This window comes from Pseudomonas sp. F007, assembly GCF_057814275.1.
Map to the genome: position 1 here is coordinate 548,631 of NZ_JBVATA010000003.1, position 22,665 is coordinate 571,295.

The 22,665-nt window shown below is 63.6% G+C and carries 16 protein-coding genes; 7 read left to right on the plus strand and 9 right to left on the minus strand.

What is annotated here, in order from left to right; all coding sequences use genetic code 11:
- Window positions 1-123 precede the first annotated feature (123 nt).
- The 7 genes from ACZYR5_RS09905 to ACZYR5_RS09935 form a co-directional block, all read right to left on the minus strand.
- Complete coding sequence (locus tag ACZYR5_RS09905; RefSeq protein WP_489089454.1) at window positions 124-1,365, minus strand: DUF3426 domain-containing protein; 1,242 nt, start codon at window positions 1,363-1,365, stop codon at window positions 124-126.
- Between the two features lie 30 nt (window positions 1,366-1,395).
- Window positions 1,396-2,274 carry a 50S ribosomal protein L11 methyltransferase gene (prmA, locus tag ACZYR5_RS09910; RefSeq protein ID WP_489089455.1) on the minus strand — a complete coding sequence of 293 codons (879 nt, stop codon included), beginning with the start codon at window positions 2,272-2,274 and terminating at the stop codon, window positions 1,396-1,398.
- A gap of 244 nt (window positions 2,275-2,518) precedes the next feature.
- Window positions 2,519-3,877 (minus strand): acetyl-CoA carboxylase biotin carboxylase subunit, encoded by a 1,359-nt coding sequence (gene accC / locus ACZYR5_RS09915; RefSeq protein ID WP_489089456.1) that lies wholly within the window; start codon window positions 3,875-3,877, stop codon window positions 2,519-2,521.
- 17 nt (window positions 3,878-3,894) lie between these two features.
- Window positions 3,895-4,356 carry an acetyl-CoA carboxylase biotin carboxyl carrier protein gene (accB, locus tag ACZYR5_RS09920; protein WP_489089457.1) on the minus strand — a complete coding sequence of 154 codons (462 nt, stop codon included), beginning with the start codon at window positions 4,354-4,356 and terminating at the stop codon, window positions 3,895-3,897.
- A gap of 49 nt (window positions 4,357-4,405) precedes the next feature.
- Window positions 4,406-4,858 carry a type II 3-dehydroquinate dehydratase gene (aroQ, locus tag ACZYR5_RS09925; RefSeq protein ID WP_489089458.1) on the minus strand — a complete coding sequence of 151 codons (453 nt, stop codon included), beginning with the start codon at window positions 4,856-4,858 and terminating at the stop codon, window positions 4,406-4,408.
- A gap of 170 nt (window positions 4,859-5,028) precedes the next feature.
- Complete coding sequence (locus ACZYR5_RS09930) at window positions 5,029-6,990, minus strand: methyl-accepting chemotaxis protein (RefSeq protein ID WP_489089459.1); 1,962 nt, start codon at window positions 6,988-6,990, stop codon at window positions 5,029-5,031.
- Window positions 6,991-7,041: 51 nt separating this feature from the next.
- Window positions 7,042-8,712: a diguanylate cyclase gene (locus tag ACZYR5_RS09935; RefSeq protein WP_489089460.1), complete on the minus strand. Its 1,671-nt coding sequence runs from the start codon at window positions 8,710-8,712 to the stop codon at window positions 7,042-7,044.
- Between the two features lie 285 nt (window positions 8,713-8,997).
- On the opposite strand from ACZYR5_RS09935, the gene ACZYR5_RS09940 reads away from it, so the two are divergent.
- The 6 genes from ACZYR5_RS09940 (at window position 8,998) to ACZYR5_RS09965 (ending at window position 15,961) form a co-directional block, all read left to right on the plus strand.
- Window positions 8,998-10,065, plus strand: coding sequence for a DUF2333 family protein (locus ACZYR5_RS09940; RefSeq protein ID WP_489089461.1), 1,068 nt, complete (start codon window positions 8,998-9,000; stop codon window positions 10,063-10,065).
- Between the two features lie 3 nt (window positions 10,066-10,068).
- Window positions 10,069-10,626 (plus strand): NUDIX hydrolase, encoded by a 558-nt coding sequence (locus ACZYR5_RS09945; RefSeq protein ID WP_489089462.1) that lies wholly within the window; start codon window positions 10,069-10,071, stop codon window positions 10,624-10,626.
- Window positions 10,627-10,926: 300 nt separating this feature from the next.
- Window positions 10,927-11,298 (plus strand): translation initiation factor Sui1, encoded by a 372-nt coding sequence (locus ACZYR5_RS09950; RefSeq protein ID WP_489089463.1) that lies wholly within the window; start codon window positions 10,927-10,929, stop codon window positions 11,296-11,298.
- Window positions 11,299-11,522: 224 nt separating this feature from the next.
- Window positions 11,523-13,436, plus strand: a complete 1,914-nt coding sequence (gene speA / locus ACZYR5_RS09955; protein ID WP_489089464.1) for an arginine decarboxylase — start codon at window positions 11,523-11,525, stop codon at window positions 13,434-13,436.
- Window positions 13,437-13,670: 234 nt separating this feature from the next.
- The gene (locus ACZYR5_RS09960) at window positions 13,671-15,182 is read left to right on the plus strand and encodes a type VI secretion system Vgr family protein (protein ID WP_489089465.1); all 1,512 of its coding nucleotides are present in this window, start codon (window positions 13,671-13,673) and stop codon (window positions 15,180-15,182) included.
- Complete coding sequence (locus ACZYR5_RS09965) at window positions 15,179-15,961, plus strand: DUF4123 domain-containing protein (RefSeq protein ID WP_489089466.1); 783 nt, start codon at window positions 15,179-15,181, stop codon at window positions 15,959-15,961. The genes ACZYR5_RS09960 and ACZYR5_RS09965 overlap by 4 nt, the downstream gene beginning before the upstream one ends.
- Here ACZYR5_RS09965 and ACZYR5_RS09970 read toward each other — a convergent pair.
- The gene (locus ACZYR5_RS09970; protein WP_489089467.1) at window positions 15,952-17,298 is read right to left on the minus strand and encodes an MATE family efflux transporter; all 1,347 of its coding nucleotides are present in this window, start codon (window positions 17,296-17,298) and stop codon (window positions 15,952-15,954) included. The genes ACZYR5_RS09965 and ACZYR5_RS09970 overlap by 10 nt on opposite strands.
- A 139-nt stretch (window positions 17,299-17,437) precedes the next feature.
- On the opposite strand from ACZYR5_RS09970, the gene ACZYR5_RS09975 reads away from it, so the two are divergent.
- A complete protein-coding gene (locus ACZYR5_RS09975) occupies window positions 17,438-22,339 on the plus strand; it encodes an alpha-2-macroglobulin family protein (protein WP_489089468.1) in 4,902 nt (1,633 codons plus the stop codon).
- Window positions 22,340-22,354: 15 nt separating this feature from the next.
- On the opposite strand, the gene ACZYR5_RS09980 is transcribed toward ACZYR5_RS09975, so the two are convergent.
- Window positions 22,355-22,648, minus strand: coding sequence for a hypothetical protein (locus tag ACZYR5_RS09980; protein ID WP_489089469.1), 294 nt, complete (start codon window positions 22,646-22,648; stop codon window positions 22,355-22,357).
- Window positions 22,649-22,665 lie beyond the last annotated feature (17 nt).

Here is a 22,665-nt window from a genome sequence, read left to right on the forward strand (position 1 = left end):
CTCGATGACTGGATAAAGGCTGAATTGGATAAAATCTGAACAGTTATTTTGTTATCGCCAGCAGTTTGGTGCGCCCGGGCGGGCGTCAGAAAGTCGCCGCATAAGGCGCACGACTGAACCGATTCACTCGGGCGAGTGAAAACTGAGGCTGTAATTCACCGCCTTCGAGCCCGGGTCGAGGATGTCCAGGGCAATGTGGATGGGGGTTTGCGGGGGCATTTCCGCGAGGCCGGCGAGGTCGCCGTTGAGGTATTCGCCAGGTTTGAAGCGGCGGCTGGCGATCAGATGGCCATTGAGGTCGGCGAAGCGCAACTCCAGCAGCGGGAAGGGTTGGGAGAAGGGCGCTCGGTTGTAGATGATCGCGTCGACCACCAGCGCGCCGCTGAAGTCCGGGTGGCTGCGCACCACCAGATTGCTGCTCTTGATTTTCGCGATGTCGACCTTGGACGGCACTTCACAGCCAAGCTGCGGGCACAGTTGCTGGAACCAGGGGCGGTATTGATCCTGGCGTGCCAGTTCGTCGAAATGATAGGCGATGTACTGGCCGGCCAACGCCGCTGCGCCGAGCAACACCAGCAAGCCCCAGAACAGCCGCCGGCCCCAGGGCGAGCGGCGCTTTTGCCAATCGAGTTGCAGCGGGTCGTCGACCAGGTCCTGCAGCACTTCCTCGTGCGCAGCCGGTTCGTGGCGTGCACGCTTTTTGCGCACCGGCTCGACGACTTCGGGTTGCTCATCGAAGTCGTCGTCGGCGCTCGCCGACAGGCGCTCGGACGGCAGGTCTTCGTCGACCGCGTCCAGGCGCAGTTGCGGTGCGTCGGGCTCGTCGTCGAGATCGACCAGCGACAGCGAAGGTTCGGTGCGTGAAGTGGGTTCCAGGTCGTCGATGTTGCCCAGCAGGGGAGTGTCCGGCTTTTGCGGTGTTTCGTCGGGGAGGACGCGCTCATCGGCCGGCTGGCTGAACAGACTGTCGGACCAGGGTTCATCGCTTTCGCCGTTGTCGCGGCGGGCACTCAGCGATTCTTCCCGTGGCTTGCGTGGTTGGCCGAACGCCTGGGTCGGCTGGATCTCGCGCTGCTCGAGCCGGGCGAGTTCCTGGTCGAGGTCGAGGTGGTCGAGGTCCAGTTCGGCGGCGGTCCATTGTTTCTGGCTGATGGCGCGCTGTTCAGGCTCCGGGATGACCGCGGGCGGCGGGGTTAGCGCCTGTGCTTCCTCGCCCATGCGCTGTTCGAGCAGCTGTCGTGCGGCATTGAACACTTGCAGGCACGAGCCGCAGCGAACCACTCCGCGGGCCACGCTCAATTGGGCGTGGTTGACGCGAAAGCGGGTCTGGCAGTGTGGGCATTGGGTGACGAAGCTGTCGGTCATGCGGCCATCCGGAGTCTGCAAGCGCTCATCTTAGCGCCGACGGCCGGTAATGCGCACCCAGCCATCGCGATTGGCGATCGGGTCGAGGTCGAAGTCCTTGGTGTAGGCGGCCGCCACTTCTTCGCCCTGCTCGGCGAGAATGCCGGACAGTGCCAGGCGACCGCCCGACTTGACCAGGCGGGTCAGTTGCGGCGCCAAGGCCACCAGCGGGCCGGCGAGGATGTTGGCCACCAGTACGTCGGCCGGTTCCTGTGGCAGGTCTTCAGGCAGGTACAGCGGGAACAGTGCTTCGGCAATGTTGTTGCGCCCGGCATTGTCGCGCGACGCTTCCAGCGCCTGCACGTCGATATCGGTGCCGACCGCCTGTTTGGCCCCCAGCAGCAATGCGGCGATGGCGAGGATCCCCGAGCCACAGCCGAAGTCGAGGACGTTGCAGTCCTTCAGGTCCTGGCCGTCGAGCCATTCCAGGCACAGGGCGGTGGTCGGGTGGGTGCCGGTGCCGAACGCCAGGCCCGGGTCCAGCAGCAGGTTGACCGCTTCCGGCTCCGGAGCGGCGTGCCAGCTCGGCACGATCCACAGGCGCTGGCCGAAACGCATCGGCTGGAAGTTATCCATCCAGCTGCGTTCCCAGTCCTGGTCTTCGATGACTTCGCTGTGATGCTCGGGCAGCGGGCTGCCGGTCAGCAGCTCGAGGTGCGCGAGTACCGGCGCGGCCTCGGTGCCACCTTCGAACAGGGCGAGCAGGTGGGTGTGCGACCAGAGTGGGGTGGTGTTCAGTTCCGGCTCGAAGATCGGCTGGTCTTCGGCGTCCATGAAGGTCACCGAGACGGCGCCCACTTCAAGGAAAGCGTCTTCGTAGGTTTCGGCTTGTTCTGGGCTGATGGCGAGACGGACTTGCAGCCAAGGCATGGCGGGCACCTTTGAAAAATATTGATGGCAGCCTGGCGGGCTGCGAGAAGGGCGCAAGTTTACGCCAGAGTGTGGGTTTTTTGTAGGAGCGAGCTTGCTCGCGAAAAACCTCCAGGCGCCGCTAGCATTCAGGATGTCCGCGTCAACGTTGACGTTTTTCGCGAGCAAGCTCGCTCCTACAGGGGCGGGGCGGCAGAAACAACAAAGCCGCCCGAAGGCGGCCTTGTCTGGTGCAGGCTGAAGCTTAGTGCTTCTCGCCAGCCAGTTTGTGCTCGAGGTAGTGAATGTTCACGCCCCCTTTGCAGAAACCTTCGTCGCGAACCAGGTCGCGGTGCAGCGGGATGTTGGTCTTGATGCCGTCGACCACGATCTCGTCCAGCGCATTGCGCATGCGCGCCATGGCTTCGTCACGGGTTGCCCCGTAAGTGATCAGCTTGCCGATCAGCGAGTCGTAGTTAGGCGGCACCGCGTAACCACTGTACAGGTGCGAGTCGACGCGAACGCCGTTGCCGCCTGGTGCGTGGAAATGCTTGACCGTGCCTGGGCTCGGCATGAAGGTCTTCGGGTCTTCGGCGTTGATCCGGCACTCCAGCGAGTGACCGCGAATCACCACGTCATCCTGGGTGAACGACAGCTTGTTGCCAGCGGCGATGCTGAGCATCTCCTTGACGATGTCGATGCCGGTGACCATTTCCGAAACCGGGTGCTCTACCTGGACACGAGTGTTCATCTCGATGAAGTAGAAACGACCGTTTTCATACAGGAACTCGAAAGTGCCTGCGCCGCGGTAGCCGATGTCGATGCACGCCTGGACGCAACGGGCCAGGACTTCCTTGCGGGCCTGCTCGTCGATGCCCGGTGCCGGCGCTTCTTCGAGAACCTTCTGGTGACGACGTTGCAGCGAGCAATCGCGGTCGCCCAGGTGGATGGCGTGGCCCTGGCCGTCGGACAGTACCTGCACTTCGACGTGGCGTGGGTTGGTGAGGAATTTTTCCAGATACACCATCGGGTTGCCGAACGCTGCACCGGCTTCGGTGCGGGTCAGTTTGGCGAAGGCGATCAGGTCTTCTTCCTTGTGCACCACGCGCATGCCGCGACCACCGCCGCCGCCAGCGGCCTTGATGATCACCGGATAGCCGACTTCACGGCCAATGCGCAGAGCGGTTTCTTCGTCTTCCGGCAGCGGGCCGTCGGAGCCTGGAACGGTCGGTACGCCGGCTTCGATCATCGCGTGCTTGGCCGATACCTTGTCGCCCATCAGGCGAATGGTGTCGGCTTTCGGGCCGATGAAGGCGAAGCCGGAGTTCTCGACCTGCTCGGCAAAGTCGGCGTTTTCCGCGAGGAAACCGTAGCCTGGGTGAATGGCGGTGGCGCCAGTCACTTCAGCGGCCGCAATGATTGCCGGGATGTGCAGGTAGGAGTGCGCGGCAGAAGCCGGGCCGATGCAGACGGACTCGTCCGCCAGGCCCAGGTGCATCAGCTCTTTGTCGGCCTTGGAGTAAACGGCGACGGTCTTGATGCCCATCTCTTTGCAGGCACGCAGAATCCGCAGGGCGATCTCACCGCGGTTAGCGATCAGAACTTTTTCCAACTTCGCAGTCATCAAAGGCTCTCCGCAGTTCAAACGATGGTGAACAGCGGTTGGTCGTACTCAACCGGCTGGCCGTCTTCAACGAGGATGGATTCGATCACACCGCTGGTTTCAGCTTCGATGTGGTTCATCATCTTCATGGCTTCGACGATGCACAGGGTGTCGCCTTTCTTCACGGTCTGGCCGACTTCAACGAAGGACGGCGAGGTTGGCGAAGACTTGCGGTAGAAAGTACCTACCATCGGCGAACGGGCAACGGTGCCGTTCAGCGCTGGGGCAGCCGCAGCAGCAGGGGCGGCAGCGGCAGCCGGAGCGGCAGCAACCGGGGCAGCGGCAGGTGCGGCCATCGGAGCTGGTGCGTAGTACTGCTGGGCCGGAGTCTTGCTGTGACGGCTGATGCGTACGGACTCTTCGCCTTCCTTGATCTCCAGCTCGTCGATGCCGGACTCTTCCAGCAGTTCGATCAGTTTCTTGACTTTACGGATATCCATGAATCATCAACTCCCAAGGGTCGGTCAGGGGGCGTTCAACGCTTGTGGTTCAAGCCGTTGCCTGTATTTCAAGCTGTTCCAGGGCGGCCTCCAGGGCCAGTCGGTAACCGCTGGCGCCAAGGCCGCAGATCACTCCCACCGCTACGTCGGAGAAGTAAGAGTGATGGCGGAAAGGTTCGCGTTTGTGCACGTTGGACAAATGCACTTCGATGAATGGGATGCTCACCGCCAGCAGCGCGTCACGTAATGCGACACTTGTATGCGTAAAAGCTGCTGGATTGATCAGGATGAAGTCCACGCTTTCAGCGCGGGCAGCGTGGATCCGGTCGATCAATTCGTACTCGGCGTTGCTTTGCAGGTAGAGCAAATGGTGGCCGGCATCACGCGCCCGGCGTTCCAGGTCCTGATTGATCTGGGCCAGGGTCACGGCCCCATAGACGCCCGGTTCACGGGTGCCGAGCAGGTTCAGGTTGGGTCCGTGCAGAACCAGTAAGGTCGCCATCTGCTGTTCCTTGTTGTCTATGCGCAGTTGTCAGAACCCGGCGACTATGCCGCAAAGCCTTTGTGACTGTCCAGTTCCCTGCAATAGCCGGCACGATGACCGATGATTGCGCGAGATAAATGACCAACGGCTTGAGTTTGGTCATCAGCACGCGCGTTCGGCGCCGAGTATCAGACGCGGAACGCCTGCACCGCGGTATGCAGCCTGCCGCCCAATACCAGCAAGTTCTCGCCTTGCTCGCGGCCTTCGCCAATGCGCAGCAGATTGTCGCCGCCCAATTGATGAATCCGCTCGCTGTGATCGCGAATCTCGCTGACTGCGCCGCTTTGCTGGGCGGTGACATCGGCGATGCGTTCGGCAGTGTCGGCAATGGTCTGGATCGCCTCGACGATTTTATCCAGCGCGCCATCCGCCGCCTGGGCCTGGCTGGCGGTGGCTTCGGCGTGTTCGACCTGGGCGCGCATGCCCTCCACCGAGGCCCGGGCAGCCTGCTGCAGGCCGGCGATCAGGCCCTGGATTTCGGCGGTGGCGCCCGCCGTGCGTTGCGCCAACGAGCGCACTTCTTCGGCCACCACGGCGAACCCACGGCCCATTTCACCGGCACGGGCGGCTTCGATCGCGGCGTTCAGGGCCAGCAGGTTGGTCTGGTCGGCAATGGAGCGAATCACCGTCAGCACGCCGCCAATGGTCGCCGACTCCTCGGCCAGGTGTTCGATCATCTGTGCGTTGCCCTGGACTTCGCCGACCAGCGCATGCAGCCCGGTCAGGCTCTGGCCGATGACCTTCTGGCCCTGCTCCACCGCCAACCCGGCATGACGACTGGCGTCCGCCGCCTGGCTGGCATCGCCGGCGACCTGGACGATGGTCGCTTCGAGTTCGCCGAGGGAGTCGCGAATCAGCGCGGTATCGCCGGCCTGGTGCTCGGCGCCGCTGTGCATGTCGTTGCTCAACTCGGCCAGCACCCGACTGCTGCCGGCCACCTGCTCGGCGTTCTGGCGAATGGTGCCCACCAGGTCCGCGAGGTAGGCGCGCAGGCGATTGAGCGATTCCTCGATGTCATGCAGTTCGCGATTGGTGGCGCCGAGCTGGATGTCCCGGCTGAAGTCGCCTTCGGCCCAGGTCGAGAGGGCCGGCGCCAGGTTGGTCAGGACTCGGGCGAGACGTCGTTGCAGCGTGTCGATGAGCAGGGCGATCAGCAGGATCAAGCCGATCATCACACCCTGCAGCAGTCGGACTTCGCCTTGAATTTGCGCGTGTTGCCCACGCACCACTGGTTCCAGGCCGGCAATCGCCTGCTGCACGGCGTCGATTTTCAGGTGAGTGGCAGCGCTCAAGTCGGTCCGTTGCTGGATCTGCTCGCGGGTGCGGGCCAGTTCGGCGGGGTAGCGCGCCAGCAGGCTCGACAGTTCGCGCTTGTAGCTGCCGCCGGCGTCCTCGGCGACCGTTTGCTCATTGCCTTGCAGCCCCATCATGGCGGCGAAGTCGTCGCTGTTGGAGGCCTGGGTACTGGCGACGCCGAGCAGGGGCAGGGCATCGAGCGCTTCAGCCTGGCGGCGGATGTTGTTCACTTCACGTTCGACATCAGCGGCCAGTTCACTGCGCCCGCTACTGACCAGCTTGTCGCGGGCCAGCGATAACTTGCCCAGGTGCTGGGACGCTGCCAGCAGCGCCGGCAAGTACTGTGCAGCGGCAGGCGCTGGACTGCTGCTGGCATATTGGCTGAGTTGTTCGAGGCTGGCGCCCAGTTCGCGCTCGGCCTGCAGCAACAGGGCCTGTGGATCGCCGGCCAGTTTGCCGGCGGCGAGCAGCTCGGTCTTGCTGAACTGGTCCAGTGCGGCCAGGCTCGGGCGCAGGCTCTGGACCAGCTCATCCGGCATCTCGCGCAGTTGCTGTTGCAGGGTGTCGAGGCTCTGGTTGGCGCTGCTCAGGCGCAAGGCATCCCCGCTGGCGAGGTACTCGTCGATGTTGCGCGCGACCTGGTTCTGGAAGTGCTGCGACAAACCCAGGTACCGCTCCATCAACAGATAGGGGCGCTCCAGGGCTGTTTGCGACCACCACAGCGTGGCGCCGAGTGCGAGGCACACGGCAACCAAGAGCAGGGTGTTGAGATTGGTCAGCAACTTCAGGCGCATCGATTTCTACCAACGACAAAATGGCGAAGGCCTGAAGTTATTGCGCTTGTATTACAGGGTTATGACCGAATCGGTGCTTTCAGGTGAAAAGGTGGCACTTTGCCCCGTGGTGCGGGCTGCCTGCACTCGATTGCGCCCTGCGGCCTTGGCGCTGTACAGGGCGGCGTCCGCCTGGCTGGCCATCATCAGGCTGTCGCAGTCGTCGTGCAGATCGACCACGCCGGCGCTGAAGGTGCACCACAGGTCCTGCGGCTGGGCGGGGTAGTGGATTTCGGCGAAGCGTCGACGGATTTCATCCAGCACCTTGCAGGCCGCTTCGCTGTCGGTGTCGGGCATGACGATGGCGAACTCTTCACCGCCGTAGCGGCCAATGAAGTCGGTCTTGCGCAGGCGCTGCTTGAGGAACAGCGCCAGGCTCTTGATCACGCGGTCGCCCATGGGGTGGCCGTGACTGTCGTTGACCCGCTTGAAGTGGTCGATGTCGAGCATCGCGAAACTCAGCGGCTTGTTCTCGCGGCGGGCGCGGAAGCTGCAGTCTTCGAGCAGTTGCAGGATGTGGGTGTGGTTGTACAGGCCGGTCAGGCTGTCACGGATCATCCGCGCCTTGAGGTTGCGCGCCCGGGCGGCGCGATTGCGCACGGTGGTGATCAAGTGGCGCGGCTTGATCGGCTTGGTCAGGAAGTCGTCGCCACCTTCGCTCATCGCATCCAGTTGCTTGTCGAGGTCGTCCTCGGCCGACAGATAGATGATCGGCACGCTGACGTAACGGTCATTGTGGCGAATCACCTTGGCCAGTTCGGTGCCGGTGCAGGCCGGCATATACATGTCGAGAATGATCAGGTCGGGCTGGAAGTCCGCCAGTTCGGCCATGGCCTGGATCGGCTCGATCAGGGTCCGGGTGACAATCCCGGCACTGTTGAGCAGACGCTCGGTGTGCATCGCCTGGGCGCGCGAGTCATCGATGATCAGCACTTTGTAAGGCTCGTACTGGGCGACGCAGGTCAGGACCTCGATCTTCTCCAGCAGGCTCGAGGCTTCCAGCGCCCCGGTCAGAAACTCCTGGCCGCCAGCGCGGACCGCGGCCAGGCGAGTCGGCGTATCGGTTTCCAACAGGCTGAAAAACAACAGCGGCAGTTTCTGCTCCAGCCCTTGCTGGGCTTCGGCGGCCAGTTGCAGGCCCTGGCCCGGGCCGTTGAAGTCGACGTCCATGACAATCGCGGAGGGCAGGCGCTCGACCATCGAGGAGCGAAACGCCGCGACGCTGTCGAGCGATTGCGCGCTGAGGCCAAAGAACTCCAGCTGGCGGGCCAGGCGTTCGGCGCGCTCGTGATCCTGCAGCAGGATGTACACCGGCTTGCGCAGTGGCGGCAGGAAGGTCTGTTCGAGTTGGTCGCCCTGGCGCAGGCCGGTGCGTGACAAGCGCTGCATCAGGCGATTGAGATCGGTGATCAGGGCGCTGCTCAGGCGTCCGCGATTGGCCTCGACCGCCTCCAGCGCCTGGCTGATGCCGTGGGCCAGGCGGGTGTGTTCGGGTTGCTCGAAGCGTTCGGCGAAACGCAGCAGGCGCAGATTGGCCTCGCCGAGTTCGCCCAGATCGGTGCTTGACCACTCGCTGCCTTGCAAGCGCTGCCATATCTCAAGAATCTGACGTGCCTGATGAATTACCCGCTGGGCAAAGTGCTGTTTGAGGCGCTCACGGCTGGGATCTTCTGACTCGGTCATATCCTGACTACTAGTAAGGGTGCATGCTGAGGTCGACTGGTGGCTCTATGCTAGCACCCCTTTTCGATTGCATGAGTGCCATAAGTCAATAATGTGCAAAGCGACCTTATTCAGTTTGTGACCGACTGGTCTCGTAGGCTCGCGGCGCGCCTTCATTTATAGTGCTCGCTCGACCGCCGCTTGCAGGCGTCCTGCCGAGGCCGGATTAATCCGCGCGAAGCGAGGCACGATGGCGCCGGGTTGTGGTCGAAATCGATGAACTCAAGTGATTGAAAGGATATCGCCATGCTGGACTGGAAGAACCGCGCAGGCAGCGCGCCTGAACGTGCCGCCGAACCCAAGTCGGCCACCCGCAGCTACTTTGGCGGTCTGCTGTTCAGCCGTGCGCTGGCGACGCTGATCGGGCTGTATCTGCTGGTGACCGCCGCCCTGGGTTGGTACTGGAGCGAGGAACCGGCGCTGTTTCCGGTCCAGCAGACGGCGCAAGTCGCCGCCGAAAAAGACGGCAAGCAGATGGTCGTCGGCTACACCACGGTCGAAACCCTGAAAACCGTCGCCGGCACGTTGCTGAACAAGCCCGGTGGCTATATTTCCAACGACCGCTTCCCGCCAGGCCTGTGGATGGACAACATGCCGAGCTGGGAATACGGCGTGCTGGTGCAGGTGCGTGACCTGACCCGCGCCCTGCGCAAGGACTTCGCCCGCTCGCAATCACAGTCGGCGGAAGATGCCGACCTGGCCAAGGCCGAGCCGCGTTTCAACTTCGACAACAAGAGCTGGGTGCTGCCGTCCAGTGAGTCGGAGTACCAGGAAGGCATCAACTCCCTGAGCCGTTACCAGGCCCGCCTGTCGGATCCGTCGCAGAAAAACGCGCTGTTCTATGCCCGTGCCGACAACCTCAACAACTGGCTGGGCGATGTCGGCACGCGCCTGGGCTCGCTGTCGCAACGGCTGTCGGCCAGCGTTGGCCGGGTCAAGCTCAACACCGCGCTGAAAACCGAAGTCATCGCGCCGGGCCAGGTGCCGCAGGTCGATGAAGAGGTGGTGGAAACCCCGTGGATGCAGATCGACAACGTGTTCTACGAAGCCCGTGGCCAGGCCTGGGCGCTGTCCCACCTGTTGCGCGCCATCGAAGTCGACTTCGCCGATGTGCTGGCCAAGAAAAATGCCACGGTCAGCGTGCGCCAGATCATCCGTGAGCTGGAAGCCTCGCAGGAGCCGGTCTGGAGCCCGATGATCCTCAACGGCAGCGGCTTTGGTCCGCTGGCCAATCACTCGCTGGTCATGGCCAACTACATCTCGCGGGCCAACGCAGCGGTGATCGACCTGCGCCAACTGCTCAACCAGGGCTGAATAATGGTCGAGCAGAACCGGGAGGCCGCCCATCGCGCGGCCTCCGATGCCGAGCAGATCGCCTGGGTCGACGAGCAGGACAACCTGCTGGGTGCACTGCGCCGCTCGGAACTGCGCGAGCGCGGGCTGATCGGCCGGGGCACCTACATCATGCTGTTCAATTCGGCGGGCGAGCTGTGCGTGCACCAGCGCACCTACAGCAAGGCGATCTACCCGGGTTTCTGGGATGTGGCGGCAGGCGGCATGGTTGGCGCCGACGAAAGCTACGCCGAGTCGGCGGCCCGGGAGTTGGCGGAGGAGTTGGGCGTGAGCGGGGTCGAACTGACTGCCCATAGCCACTTCTATTTCGAAGACACCGGCAACCGCCTGTGGTGCTCGGCCTTTTCCGCGGTCTGGGACGGCCCCCTGCAACTGCAGCCAGAGGAAGTGTTGCAGGCGCGCTTTATTCCGATCGAACAAGTGCTGGTGGAGATCGAGCAAAAGCCTTACTGCCCGGACTCTTTGGCGGCCTTGAAGCGCTATCTGCACTCGCGTGGGCTCGACGTCGCAAAAGAGGCATAAATTGGCGCCGATTGGCTCTTAGCAATCAGGCTTTTTGCCGTTACACTGCGCGACCTTTTAAAGCTGGACCGGATTGCCCGTCTTTTTTTGTAGGAGCGAGCTTGCTCGCGAAAAACGTCAACGATGACGCGTACATTCCGATGGTACGCGTCGACCATGAGTTCTTCGCGAGCAAGCTCGCTCCTACAGGGGGAGGGAATCCGGTCCAGTAGCGCTGCCCCTGCCTGAGTGGGGCTTCGCGGTCGATAGCACGTGCCAACGTTGCTGCGACCAGTCTTTGTCCTCCCAAGAGGATTGCCGGTGGCCAAAAAAGCCGCATCCTTCGCCGCCCTAGGTGGCCTGGTATTTTCCACCGACGCAGGTCGACATTGCCCGGACTGTAGCCAGCCGGTAGCAGCCTGTATCTGCAAACAAACCGTCATCCCGGCCGGCGACGGCATCGCGCGCGTGCGCCGCGAAAGCAAGGGCCGTGGCGGCAAGACCGTGACCACCATCAGCGGCGTGCCGCTGGCGGAAGACGCGCTCAAGGAGTTGGCGACGACGCTGAAGAAGCGCTGTGGCACCGGAGGCGCGTTGAAGGACGGCGTCATCGAGATCCAGGGCGACCATGTCGAGCTACTCTTGGCGGAACTGCTCAAGCACGGTTTCAAGGCAAAGAAATCCGGCGGCTAGCAGCCTCTGTGAAAACCACCCCGACTTGATGTTCACCTGCTCCATGCCAGGTTCAATGTCGTCCCCATGGTTTTCACAGAGCCTGTTCTGACCGGTTTCTAAACTCAGCGCTGCTTGTGCGGTCTATGGACCTTGCATGCAGCCCAATCGTCATTTTCATTCCTTAGAATGCGCCAGCCCTCAACCCGGATGGCGCTCTTCGACTTCATTTATAGGGGACTTCAATGTCCGTACGACGCACACGCAAAGACGATGGCAGCCAATGGACAGTTGCGGACAGCCGCAGTGTTTACGGGATTCGCCATTGGGGGGCCGGGTATTTCGCGATCAATGATGCCGGTCGCGTCGAAGTTCGTCCGAACGGTCCGAGCAGCTCGCCTATCGACCTGTTCGAGCAAGTCGACCAGCTGCGCAAGAGCGGCCTGTCCTTGCCATTGCTGGTTCGCTTCCCGGACATCCTGCAAGACCGCGTGCGTCAGCTGACGGGCGCGTTCGACGCCAACATCGAACGTCTCGAGTACCAGAGCAAATACACCGCGCTGTACCCGATCAAGGTCAACCAGCAGGAAGCGGTGATCGAGAACATCATCGCCACGCAGAACGTCTCCATTGGCCTGGAAGCCGGCTCCAAGCCGGAGCTGCTGGCGGTCCTGGCCCTGGCGCCGAAGGGCGGCACCATCGTCTGCAACGGTTACAAGGACCGCGAGTTCATCCGCCTGGCGCTGATGGGCCAGAAGCTGGGTCACAACGTGTTCATCGTGATCGAGAAAGAATCCGAAGTCGGCCTGGTGATCGAAGAAGCCGCTTCGCTGAAGGTCAAGCCCCAGGTGGGCCTGCGGGTGCGCCTGTCGTCCCTGGCGTCGAGCAAGTGGGCCGACACCGGTGGCGAGAAGTCCAAGTTCGGTTTGTCCGCCGCGCAACTGCTGTCGGTGGTCGAGCGCTTCCGCGCGGCGGGCCTCGACCAGGGCATCCGCCTGCTGCACTTCCACATGGGCTCGCAGATCGCCAACCTGGCGGACTACCAGCACGGCTTCAAGGAAGCGATCCGCTACTACGGCGAACTGCGCAACCTCGGCCTGCCGGTCGATCACATCGACGTCGGCGGCGGCCTGGGTGTGGACTACGATGGCACGCACTCGCGCAACGCCAGCTCGATCAACTACGACATGGATGACTACGCCGGTGTCGTGGTCGGGATGCTCAAGGAGTTCTGCGACGCACAGAGCCTGCCGCACCCGAACATCTTCTCGGAAAGTGGCCGTTCCCTGACCGCACACCACGCCATGCTGGTGGTGCAGGTCACCGACGTCGAGAAACACAACGACGACGTGCCGCAGATCGAGAACAAGGAAGCCCTGCCGGAAACCGTGCAATGGCTAGTGGACCTGCTGGGTCCGACCGACATTGAAATGGTCACCGAAACCTACTGGCGCGCCACTCACTACATGAGCGATGTTGCCGCGCAGTACGCCGATGGCAAGCTGACCCTGGCGGAAAAAGCCCTGGCCGAACAGTGCTACTTCGCCGTCTGCCGCCGCCTGCATAACTCGCTCAAAGCCCGTCAGCGCTCGCACCGCCAGGTGCTGGACGAGCTCAACGACAAGCTGGCCGACAAGTACATCTGCAACTTCTCGGTATTCCAGAGCCTGCCGGACACCTGGGCCATCGGCCAGGTCCTGCCGATCCTGCCGCTGCACCGTCTCGACGAAGAGCCGCTGCGCCGCGCCGTGCTGCAAGACCTGACCTGCGACTCCGACGGCAAGATCAAGCAGTACGTCGACGAGCAGAGCATCGAGACCAGCCTGCCGGTGCATGCCCTGAAGGATGGCGAGGACTACCTGCTGGGGATCTTCCTGGTTGGCGCCTACCAGGAAATTCTCGGCGACATGCACAACCTGTTTGGTGACACCGACTCGGTGAACATCTACCAGAATGCCGATGGCAGTGTGTATCACGCCGGTATCGAAACCCACGACACCATCGAAGACATGCTGCGCTACGTGCACTTGTCGCCGGAAGAGCTGATGACTCACTACCGCGACAAGGTGGCCAGTGCGCGGATCAGTGCCACGGAACGTACCCAGTACCTCGACGCCTTGCGCCTGGGTCTGACCCGTTCGTCTTACCTGTCGTCTTGAGGTAACGAACGGCTGCTGCCGGGCTGTCTGAATATATTCCGTGTCTTACGGAAAATTCGGATAGCTCGGTGCGGTAATTCCGGTTTTTAGCAGCGAATTTCAAAGGTGCAGCACTTTCAACGCTGCTGCATCTTTATTTCGTGTAGTCCTTTTCCCAAGTTGTATTTCGGCACTCTACTCGGCCATGCCTCTCGGCGAGAATCCCCGGCCCGCCCCTCCTGTAGAGAAAAGCCGATGTTCGACCCCCTTCACGAGCCGTCATTTCATCTGGAGTTGACGGGCCAACCCACCCCCCTGGAAGTCCTGGCCTTTAGCGGCCGCGAAGCCATCAGCCAGCCCTTCGAATTCCTGCTCGACCTGCCACTGGATCAGTGCCAGGTGGATTTGCGCAGCCTGGTGTTTCGCAGCGCCTGGTTCGGGATAGGCAAGGCGGGGGGCGGTGTCCATGGGGTCATTCTCGACCTGGTGCCGCTGCACGACGCCGCGACTCCCGGGCTCTGGCGCGCGACCCTGGGGCCGAAGCTGGGGTGCCTGGCGCGGCGCCGCAATCAACGGCTGTTCAGTGGCCTGTCGCTGCCGCAGATCCTCAAGCAGGTCCTCAAGGAGCACGGCATTGGCGCAGGCGCCCGGCGTTTCGAGCTGCAGGGTGATTATCCGGCGCTGGACCTGTGCACCCAATACCGTGAGACGGACCTGCAGTTTTTCCAGCGCCTCTGCCAGCAATGGGGGATTCGTTATCACTTCGAGCATCGGCGCGAGGGCCATTGCCTGGTCCTGGTCGATCGCTGGCCCGAGGAATGTGCACCCGACAGCCTGTGGATCGACGGTGAGGCCGGCCACGCCAACAGTCGCTTCGAGCTGCATGCCGATGGGCAGGGCGGTTGGGCACAGGTACGGACCGAGCTGGCCGATGTGCGGGCCGGAGCGCATTTGCTGGTATCGGGATACCCGCAAGCGGCGAGCAATGGTCAATGGTTGATCAGCCACATCGAGCATGGGGGTAGCCGGTTGTCGCCGCGGCCCTATCACAACTGCCTGAGCGTGCATCCCTGGAATGCGCCGCTGGCACCTGCCGAACGCCTGCCCAAGCCACGCATGAGTAGCGTCCAGCGTGGCTGGGTGGTGAATGTGGACGGCGCGCACCGCGATTCGCGGGACTGGGTCGCGGTGCAATTGGAGTGCCTGTACCAGGGCGAGGGCGGCAGGCCCAGTCACTGCTGGATGCCACTGTCCTCGCGGTTGAGCGAGCAGGCGGATGCCGCGTTGGTGGTGGGTGCGCAGGTGTGCGTCAGTTTCATCGAGGGAGATCCGGACCGGCCGCTGATCAGCGCCGTTTTCCACTCGAGCAGCCATTCCCAGGACAACCCGGCGGCGCAGGGCGAGGTGCTGCTGCAGCTGCAGATCAGCCGTGACGCGTTCATGGGCGATGCGCCACAGGTCGACGTGCTGGGCGCGGGCCCGAGCGATCAGCCGCAGTTCAGGGTCGGCAGCAGCGAGGTGCGTTTTGACCCGACCCACGTGCACTTGTCCAGCCCGAGCATTCAACTGCAGGCCATGCCAGGCGAGGAGCCTGACGATGACCCGGCGCAGGCGCACGGACATCAGGACTGGCTACGACAGATCCAGGGCAGTCAGCCGTTGACCCTGTTGTGCCTGATACCCGGTGGCGGCAGTTTCAGTCAGTGTCGGCAGACCGTTTGCGCCTGCCGCATGGCGCTGGGACCTGGCGTGCGTGGTGCGGCATGAGTGTGGCCCGTACGGCTCAATGGATCGTGTTGGATGTACCGGGAACACCGGGGATAGAGGACAGGCTGCAGGCGTTTGCGCCGGTCTCGGCCCATGCGCTGTTTGCCGACACCGACTTGCATGCGTTGCGTGCGCACGGCCCGCGCGTGGTTGAACTGGCGGCTCAGGGGGCGTTGGCTGAAGGTGTGCACGAACAGCCGCAGGAGTGGCCGGGTCTGCTGTTGCAGGCAACGGTTTCGACAGCGTGTCTGCTCGAGCATCTGCGCCGCATGCTGACCGTCACCTTCGGTCTGCACTACAAGGGCCTGCTGAGCTACTACAACCCCTGTACCGCCAGCTACTTTTTCGATGCCTGCGATGCCCGTGAATTGAGCCGCTGGATGGGCCCGATCGAGAAACTGTACTGGTACGGCGGGACCTGGGCCGACCACGCGACGGGCAGCCTGGGCTGGCAGCAACTGGTCAATCCACGCCTGGAGGTCGAGCCGCTGGCCATCGAAGACTGCCTCAGCCTGCAGCAGCAAGGGCGCTTGCAGGCGGGCATGCTCGAACAGCATGCCTGGCGCTGGAGTCGTTCCACCGGACGTGACTATGAAGTGATCTGGAACAGCCTGGCGCAAGGCATTGAGCTGGGCTTCAGCCAGCGCGCCGTACTGGACGGCTGGCTGCGCCTGCGTCTGCAATACCCCTCTGCCGAGCCCGAGGAACTGCTGCCGGGGCGCACCCAGCAAGAACGCCTCGACAGCCTGCGCCAACGCTGGCGCAACGGTCAGCCCTGAGGGCTGAACCACCGATCCTTGCTGCGCAACTGCCAGGCGATCACCCCGAGAGTCAGGCTGCGCAGCACCATGAACAGCAGGAACGTCAGCCACAGACCGTGATTGCCCAGGCCGTGGAGGATCCAGGCAAAGGGCAGGGCGATTAGCACGCTCAGCAGCATGCCATTGCGCATTTCCCGCGCCCGGGTAGCGCCGATGAACAGGCCGTCGAGCAGGTAGCTCCAGACCGCGATCAACGGCAGCAGCGCCAGGTACGGCAAATAGTGGTAAGCGGTCTCGCGCACGTTCTGGATGTCGGTCTGCATCTCGATGAACAGGTGCCCGGCGCACAGAAACAGCAGGGCAAAGCCCGCACTGGCAAGCAACGACCAACCGCACGCCACCACCAGTGAACGGCGCAGCGCCTGGCGGTCACCGGCACCAATGGCATGACCACACAGCGCCTCGACCGCATGGGCCAGGCCGTCCAGGGCATGCGCGGTGAGCAGCAGGCCATTGAGCAGCAGGGCATTGGCGGCCACGGTGGCATCGCCGAGCCGTGCGCCTTGCACGGTAATCATGAAGAACACCGATTGCAGGGCCAGGCTGCGAATGAAGATGTCGCGATTGACTGCCAGCAACGGCCGCCAGCTCTGCCACAGCGCCAGCGCGGCCCAGGCGATGTGGCCGGGGTAGGCGCGCAGGGCGCCGCGGGTCAGTGCCAGGCCGAGCAGCGCGCCGGTCCATTCGGCGATCACCGAGGCGCGGGCCGAGCCCACCACGCCCCAGTCCAGGCCGATCACGAACCACAGGTTGAGCGCGATGTTCACCAGGTTGGTGGTCAGCAGGATGGCCAGGGGGGCGCGGGCGTTCTGGGTGCCGAGGAACCAGCCGACCAGGGCATAACTGGCCAGCGCCGCCGGCAGGCCAAAGAGCCGGGTGTGGAAAAACTCGCGGGTCAGTTGTTCGAGTTCGGCCGACGGCTGCATGAAGTGCAGGGCCACGCCGCTCAGGGGGACGCCAACGGCGCCCAGGACCAGCGCCAGGCCCAGCGCCAGCAGCAGGCCTTGCAGGAGGATCTGCCGCAGGGCCGCGCCGTCACCGCGCCCGGCGGCCTGGGCGGCGAACCCGGTAGAGCCCATGCGCAGGAAGCCCATGGCCCAGGCCAGGAAGGTGTAGAGGCTGGCGCCCACGGCAACGGCGCCCAGTTGATGGGCGTGGGGCAGGTGGCCGATCACGGTGCTGTCGACCAGCGCCACCAGCGGCACGGAAATATTCGAGAGAATCATGGGTGCGGCGAGCGCCCAGACCCGGCGATGGGTCGGGCGGTCGCGCCAGTCGGTGATCAGCGTGGACATGCAGGCTCCTTGAGAGCGGCCATTGTAGCGGCAGAACCCGCACCGAGAACCCATCGGCCAAACGTCGGTCAATCAGACCAGCCCGACAGGTGCTTGGGCTATAGTTCAACCCTTCGATACTTCTGCCATCGAGTGCCCCATGCTTAACAAAGGATTGTTCCTGGCCTGTGCGCTGGCCTTGCTTAGCGCCTGCGATTCGTCGACCTCCGAAAAAACCTCGGCCAGCGCGACCGCGCCGGCAGCCGCCAGCGTGCCCAAGGCACCTGTCGTGCAGGACGTCGCGACCTTGAAACAGCGCTACGCTGGCCGCGAGCTGAGCGTGGTGGATGTCTCGGAGATCCAGGTCGACGGTGCCAGCACCCTGTCGGTGAGTTTCTCGGTGCCGCTGGATCCGCAGCAGAAGTTCGCCGACAAACTGCACCTGGTGGACAGTAAAAGCGGCAAGGTCGACGGCGCCTGGGAACTCTCCGACAACCTCATGGAACTGCACCTGCGCCACCTCGAGCCGCAGCGCAAACTGGTGCTGACCGTGGACGCCGGGCTGCTCGCGGTCAATGACAGCAAGCTCGCCGCCGAATACGTCAGCCGCCTGGAAACCCGCGACCTGCAACCGACCGTGGGCTTCGCCAGTCGCGGTACTTTGCTGCCGACTCGCCTCGCCGAAGGTTTGCCGGTGATCGCGTTGAACGTCGACAAGATCGATGTCGAATTCTTCCGCATCAAGTCCGAAGCGCTGCCGGCGTTCCTTGCCCAATGGGGGCGCAGCAACAGCCTGCATAGCTATGAGTCCCGGGAACTGCTGCCAATGGCCGAACTGGTCTACGGCGGCCGCTTCGACCTGAATCCGGCGCGCAACACCCGCGAAACCCTGCTGCTGTCGATTGCCGGCCTCAAGCCGCTGCAGCAACCGGGGGTGTACCTGGCGGTCATGCGCGCGTCCGGCACCTACAACTACTCGCAGCCGGCGACCTTGTTCACCCTCAGCGACATCGGCCTGTCGGTGCATCGCTACCAGAACCGCCTCGACGTATTCACCCAGGCGCTGGAAGGCGGCAAGGCGCTCGACGGCATCAGCCTCGAACTGCTCGACGCCGAGGGCCGGGTGGTCGGCCAGGGCAAGACCGAAAGTGGCGGTCACGCGCAGTTGCCGCTGCCGAAAAAAGCCGAAGTGTTGCTGGCCCATCAAGGTGAGCAGACCAGCCTGCTGCGCCTGAACAGCGCGGCGCTGGACCTGGCCGAGTTCAACATCGCCGGCCCCCAGGCGCATCCCTTGCAGTTCTTTGTGTTCGGTCCGCGCGATCTGTATCGCCCCGGCGAAACCGTGCTGCTCAACGCATTGCTGCGCGACGCCGACGGCAACGCGGTGAAGCCGCAGCCGGTGAGTGTCGAGGTCCGGCGTCCGGATGAGCAGGTCAGTCGCAAATTCGTCTGGGACGCCGATGCGTCCGGGCTCTATCAATACCCGCTGCAACTGGCCGCCGAAGCGCCGACCGGGCGTTGGCAGTTGCTGTTCGACCTCGGTGACGGCAAGCCCCAGCTCTACGAATTCCTGGTCGAGGACTTCCTGCCCGAGCGCCTGGCCCTTGAACTCAAGGGCAATGATGCGCCGATCAAGCCGGCCGACACCGCCGAAATCAGCGTCAACGGCCGCTACCTGTATGGCGCTCCGGCCGCCGGCAATCGCCTGAGCGGCCAGGTCTACGTGCGGCCCCTGCGTGAAGCGCTGAAAAGCCTGCCGGGCTACCAGTTCGGCTCGGTCACCGAAGAAGAACTGAGCCAGGACCTGGAGCTGGAAGAAACCGCGCTGGATGAAGACGGCGAAGTGCTGATCTCCCTGGAAAGCAAATGGGCCGAAGCCAAATCGCCGCTGCAACTGATCGTCCAGGCCAGCTTGCAGGAGTCCGGTGGCCGTCCAATCACCCGCCGCGTGGTGCAGCCGGTGTGGCCGGCCGAGCGCATGCCGGGGCTGCGTGGATTGTTCGAGGGCGAGGAAACCGATGGCGACGGCCCGGTCGAATTCGAACTGCTGGTGGCTGATAAAGAGGGCCACAAACTGGCCGCCGACAACCTCAAGGTGCGGCTGGTGCGCGAGCGCCGCGACTACTACTGGAACTACTCGGACAACGATGGCTGGAGCTACCACTTCAACGAGAAGTTCCTCAATCAGGCTGAGGAAACCCTGAGCATCAAGGCCGGCGAAACCGCCAAGGTCAGTTTCCCGGTGGAGTGGGGCCCTTATCGGGTGGAAGTCGAAGACCCACAGACCGGCGTGATCAGCAGCGTGCGTTTCTGGGCCGGCTACCGTGCCCAGGACAACGCCGAAGGCGGCGCCGTGCGCCCGGACCAGGTCAAGCTGGCGCTGGATAAACCGGCTTATGGCGATGGTGATACCGCCAGCGTCACGGTGACGCCACCGGCTGCCGGCAAGGGTTACCTGCTGCTGGAGTCGGCCGACGGCCCGCTGTGGTGGCAGGAAATCGACGTGCCGGCCGAGGGCAAGAGCTTCGCGATCAAGCTCGATCCGAAGTGGGCGCGGCATGACCTGTATGTCAGCGCGCTGGTGATTCGTCCGGGTGAACGCAAGGCCAATGTCACGCCCAAGCGCGCCGTGGGCGTGCTGCATTTACCGCTCGAGCGCAGTCAGCGCAAGCTCGCCCTGAGCCTGACGGCGCCGGAAAAAATGCGTCCCAAGCAGCCGTTGAAGGTGCAGATCCAGGCGAAGAACGCCGACGGCAGCGTGCCGAAACAGGTGCACGTGCTGCTGGCGGCGGTGGATGTCGGCATCCTCAATATCACCGAATACCCGACGCCCGATCCGTACTCCAGCCTGTTCGGACGCAAGGCCTACGGCGCCGACCAACTGGACGTCTACGGGCAGTTGATCGAAGCCGGCCAAGGACGCCTGGCGAGCCTGGCATTCGGCGGCGACGCGGCACTGGCCAAGGGCGGCAAGCGCCCGGACACCAGCGTGACCATCGTCGCCCTGCAGAGCGCGCCGGTGACCTTGAATGAGCAGGGGGAGGGCGAGGTCAGCGTCGACATTCCGGACTTCAATGGCGAGTTGCGGCTGATGGCACAGGCCTGGACCGACGAGCGCTACGGCATGGCCGAAGGCAAGACGGTGGTCGCCGCGCCGCTGATCGCCGAACTCTCGGCCCCGCGTTTCCTCGCCGGTGGCGACCAGACCACCCTGGCGCTGGACCTGTCCAACCTGTCGGGCAAGGCGCAGCAGCTAACGGTGCAACTGAGTGCTGAAGGTCAGTTGGCATTGCTCAACGAGGCCGCGCAAAGCGTGCAACTGAGCCAGGGCCAACGCACCACGCTGCGGATCCCGGTGCGCGCGCTCGGCGGCTTCGGCCAGGGCAAGGTCAAGGTGCTGGTCAACGGCCTCGACCTGCCGGGCGAAAGCCTGCCGCCTTTCAGCCGTGAATGGACCCTCGGTGTTCGCCCGGCGTATCCGGCCTTGCTCAAGCATTACCGCGCAGTGCTCAAGGATCAGCCGTGGAGCTTGCCGGAAGGTGAACTGGCGCAGTTCGAACCGGCCGGGCGCGAAGCCTTGCTCAGCCTTTCCAGCCGACCACCGTTGAACCTCGGTGAGCAGATCCGCGCGCTCAAGGCCTACCCCTACGGATGTGCGGAACAAACCACCAGCGGCCTGTATCCGTCGCTCTATGCCGATGCCGCGAGCCTCAAGCGCCTGGGCCTGGAAGGCGAGCCGGACGCGACGCGCAAGCGCAAGATCGAGCTGGGCATCGAGCGCCTGCTGGGCATGCAGCGCTACAACGGCAGCTTTGGCCTGTGGGGTGCCGACGGTGAAGAAGAATATTGGCTGACGGCTTACGTCACCGATTTCCTGCTGCGCGCCCGCGACCAGGGTTATGCCGTGCCGCCCGAGGCGCTGAAAAAGGCCAGCGAGCGCCTGTTGCGCTACTTGCAGGAACGCAACCTGATCGAGGTCGACTACAGCGAAAACGCCGAACACACGCGCTTTGCCGTGCAGGCTTATGCCGGCCTGGTTCTGGCGCGCAGTCAGCAGGCGCCGCTGGGAGCGTTGCGCAGTCTGTTCGAACGGCGCAGCGATGCCCGCTCCGGGCTGCCGTTGGTGCAGTTGTCGATCGCCCTGCAGAAAATGGGCGATCAGCCGCGCGCCGACCAGGCCTTGCTCGCTGGACTTTCCAGCACTCGCCAGGGCAACGACTGGCTGGCCGATTACGGCAGCCCGCTGCGCGACCAGGCGATGATCCTGGCCTTGCTGGAAGAGAACGACCTGGCCAAGGGCAAGCGTGAGGAGCGGCTGTTCGAGCTGTCGGATCTGCTGGCCAGCAACCAGTGGTTGTCGACCCAGGAGCGCAACGCGCTGTTCCTCGCCGGTCGCAGCCTGCTGGGCAAACCTGAAGCGCCGTGGAAGGTGCTGCTGGACGGTTTCGCCGGCGAGCAGGAACTGAGCAACGGCCAGCCGGCGCTGATGCTGGAAGGGCAGCAATTGTCAGCCAACCTGAGCTTGCGCAACGTTGGCAGCGAGCCGGTCTATCAACAGCTGACAATCTCCGGCTACCCGGCGCAGGCGCCGCAGCCCGGCGGTGAAAACCTGAGTATTCGTCGCGAGTATCTGGGGATGAATGGCCAGCCTCTGGACCTCAAGGCGCTGAACAGCGGCGACCTGGTGCTGGTGCACATCGCCGTGAATGCCAAGCAACGGGTGCCGGATGCGCTGGTGGTGGACCTGCTGCCGGCCGGCCTGGAGCTGGAAAACCAGAACCTGGCGCAAAGCGCTGCCAGCCTGGAAAACGCCAGCAGCAAGGTCAAGGAATGGCGCGAGTCGATGCAGAACGCCAGTCTCAAGCACCAGGAGTTCCGCGATGATCGGTATGTCGCGGCGCTCAACCTGGACGGCTACGGCACCACGCACCTGCTGTACCTGGCGCGGGCGGTGACGCCTGGGACCTACCGGGTGCCGCCGCCGCAAGTCGAGTCGATGTACCGGCCGAACTGGCAGGCGCTGGGTGAAACCGCGCCGCAGATGGTCATCAAGGGCCGCTGAAAGGAAGCTGGGTGATCAATGGATCACCCAGCTCAACACCCACAAGCCCAGCACCAGCCAGATCACCCCGGCGATAATCGAGGCCCGCATGAAGGCGCGGATGGCCGAATACAACAGCAGCAGGCCGATCACCAGGCTGATGATGCTGATCACCGAGGTGTCCATGCCCAATGCCTGCGACAGCCCTTCGACAAAGTTGCCGCCGGCGTGGGTCAGGGTATTGAACAAGCCACTGAGAATCTCGACGATGAAGCGGATGACCGATCCCAGCGCCTGGCCGAGCCATTCGAAAAAGCTTTCTACCTGCATGTGTGCGTCCTGATCAA